The 2544-nt window shown below is 63.4% G+C and carries 2 protein-coding genes; both read right to left on the reverse strand.

The genetic code is table 11. From position 1 onward, the window contains the following. The coding region (locus tag C0456_RS20000) for an FAD-dependent oxidoreductase (RefSeq protein ID WP_291056293.1) at positions 1–1316 on the reverse strand (1316 nt) is incomplete at its 3' end. 14 nt (positions 1317–1330) lie between these two features. Continuing rightward, on the reverse strand, positions 1331–2536 hold the full coding sequence (locus tag C0456_RS20005; RefSeq protein WP_367179322.1) for a porin: 1206 nt from the start codon (positions 2534–2536) through the stop codon (positions 1331–1333). Positions 2537–2544: the final 8 nt, after the last annotated feature.

The raw sequence follows: 2544 nt of genomic DNA on the forward strand, positions 1-2544 counted from the left end.
CCGTCTGCTATGCATGCTGCGACCTGACCCTTGCTGACGCCGTTGCAGCCGCACACTTCCGCATCATCGGGAAGCGCCGCAACGGCGGCCTTAGGGTCCGCTTGCCCCCCTCCAGAGGCAAAGGCTTGGCCAAAAATCAGCGCATCGCGGATCTCGGTCACGTCTTCGGATCGCTTGAGCAGATCGAAATACCAGTTGCCGTCGGCGGTATCGCCATAGAGCACCGCGCCTACCACGCGGTCGTCTTTCACGACCACACGCTTGTAGACCCCGCGCGCGGCATCGCGCAGCACGATGTCTTCCGCGCCATCGCCGCTGGTAAAATCGCCGGCAGAAAACACGTCGATGCCGGAGACCTTGAGCTTGGTCGCGGTGACCGATCCTTCGTAGCTGCTGCCCTTGCCGGTCAGCCCATCGGCAAGCGCGCGGCACATCTCCCAGATCGGTGCGACCAGGCCGTAAACCTGCCCGCGATGCTCGACGCATTCGCCGACCGCCAGGATCGCAGGGTCGCTGGTCACCATCTGGTCGTCGACCAATATCGCGCGATGGACGGCGAGCCCTGCCTCTTTTGCAAGCCTCACATTCGGACGGATACCCGCCGCCATCACCACCAGGCTAGCCGGAATGGTGCGCCCGTCGGTCAGACGCACGCCCTCGACCTTGCCCTCTCCAAAGATTTCCGCTGTGTTCGCGCCTGTCAGGATGGTCTGACCGCGACCCTCCAGCGCGGCCTTCAGCAGCCAGCCCGCCGCTTCATCAAGCTGGCGCTCCATCAGCGTATCCATCAGGTGAATAACGGTGACCTGCATACCCCGCAAGGCGAGCCCATGGGCTGCCTCCAGGCCAAGCAGGCCACCGCCGATCACCACGGCATCCCCCCCCAGGGCGGCCGTGTGAACCATCATGTCGACATCCGCCATATCGCGGAACGAGACGACGCCAGGCAGATCCTTGCCCGGCACGGGAATGATGAACGGGTCCGATCCGGTCGCGATCAATAGCCGGTCATATTGCGCGACCCGGCCCGATTGCGCGGTGACCGTCTGCGTGTCGCGGTCGATCGCGATGACAGGATCGCTGACCACCAGATCGATGCCATAGTCGGCATACCAGCTGCGGTCGTTGATCACGATCTCGTCGAAGGTTTTCTCGCCTGCCAGCAGCGGCGAGAGCATGATGCGGTTGTAGTTCACATGCGGCTCGGCACCGAAAATGGTGATGCGGAAACGGTCCGGATCTCGCGCCAGCACCTCTTCCACCGCGCGGCAACCGGCCATGCCGTTGCCGATAACGACCAGATGTTCGCGGTCCATGCGTGTCTCTCCTGTCACAGCAGATAATCCATTTGCAGCCACAGCCTGCGGGTGTCGGTGCCAAACTGTTTGGCGCGGTAGTCGGCATATTTGACCAGCAGACCGATGTTTTTCGACAGCTTGAAGGTCGCTTGCGCATTCCATTCATCGCCATAATCCTGGCCCTGCCGGTCGCTGTCGAAACGGTGATAGATGACCGACAGGTTCACCGGTCCGCGCGATGTCGGCAGTGCGTAGCCAAGCCCGGCATAGGCATCGCGCAGGCCGTTGGCGGGTGTGGTCAGGAACAGGTCGGCCCAGCCGTTGAACTTGTGCGCGGTGGCCAATGGCGTCTGGAAGCTGGTGAACGGCAGCCCCGACGATGCGCCGAGAACCTCGTATCCCCCTGTCAGCGTAAAGCCATGCGCGGCCAGTTGCGCCTCACCCAGCCAGTAATCGGCCGAATAGGAGTTGGCGTTCCCCTTGTAGTCGCTCTGCCGGGCGTAGCTGGCGATGATGCCGAGCTTCAGCTTGGGCGTCAGCCCGAACGACGCATTGGCGCGCGCGCCATAGGTCTGGCTGGAAAACTGCCGTCGTCCCGCTTGGTCCTGATTGACCAGATAGGCAAAGCCCTTGATCGCGACCGGTCCCGCCTTGCCGCCCAATTGGGCCAGCAGGTTGTCACCGCCGATGGATTGCAACGGGCTGTCGATGCCAAAGATGCTGCGCACCGACCAGCTGTAGGTGATATCGGCGGTGAGCGGGCCGAGTGCTGAACTTTCCAGCCGCACCGCATCATAGGTCTGCTCGTTCTGTCGCCACAGCACCGTGCCGACAAAGCGCTGGTCGTCGAGGTTGATGCGCTGGCGGCCCAGCGTCACCACCGTTTTGGGCAGACCGCGATACTGGACCTGCAGACGATTCAGCTCGATCGTTTCCGGATCGGCCACCACCGGAAATGCGGTGCGGCCATTGACCGTGCTGTTATAGTCGCCGTTGATCGCCAGCGTTGCCTCGGCCTCGGCGAGCACCGACCACGGCCCGCTCTTCGCCTCAAGGCCGCTGCGCATCCTGAACGTCAGTGCATCGGCCTGTTCGGCCTTGCCCTGCTGATCCACACCCTCATAGCGCAGCCGGGCATCAATCAACGGCGTGAGCTTGAGCGGTTCAGCCAGCGCCGGACTGGCGGCCGAGGCGGCGGCAACCGCCCCGGCGAGGATCCCTGCTAGCCGCGCGGTCATATGCGTGC

Origin of the sequence: Hyphomonas sp. (assembly GCF_013823385.1) — a bacterium.
Classification (GTDB): domain Bacteria; phylum Pseudomonadota; class Alphaproteobacteria; order Caulobacterales; family Hyphomonadaceae; genus Hyphomonas.

Excerpts from the sequence above, each read along its gene's own strand:
- C0456_RS20005 (WP_367179322.1), bottom strand. The coding sequence starts at position 2,536 with ATGACCGCGCGGCTAGCAGGGATCCTCGCCGGGGCGGTTGCCGCCGCC.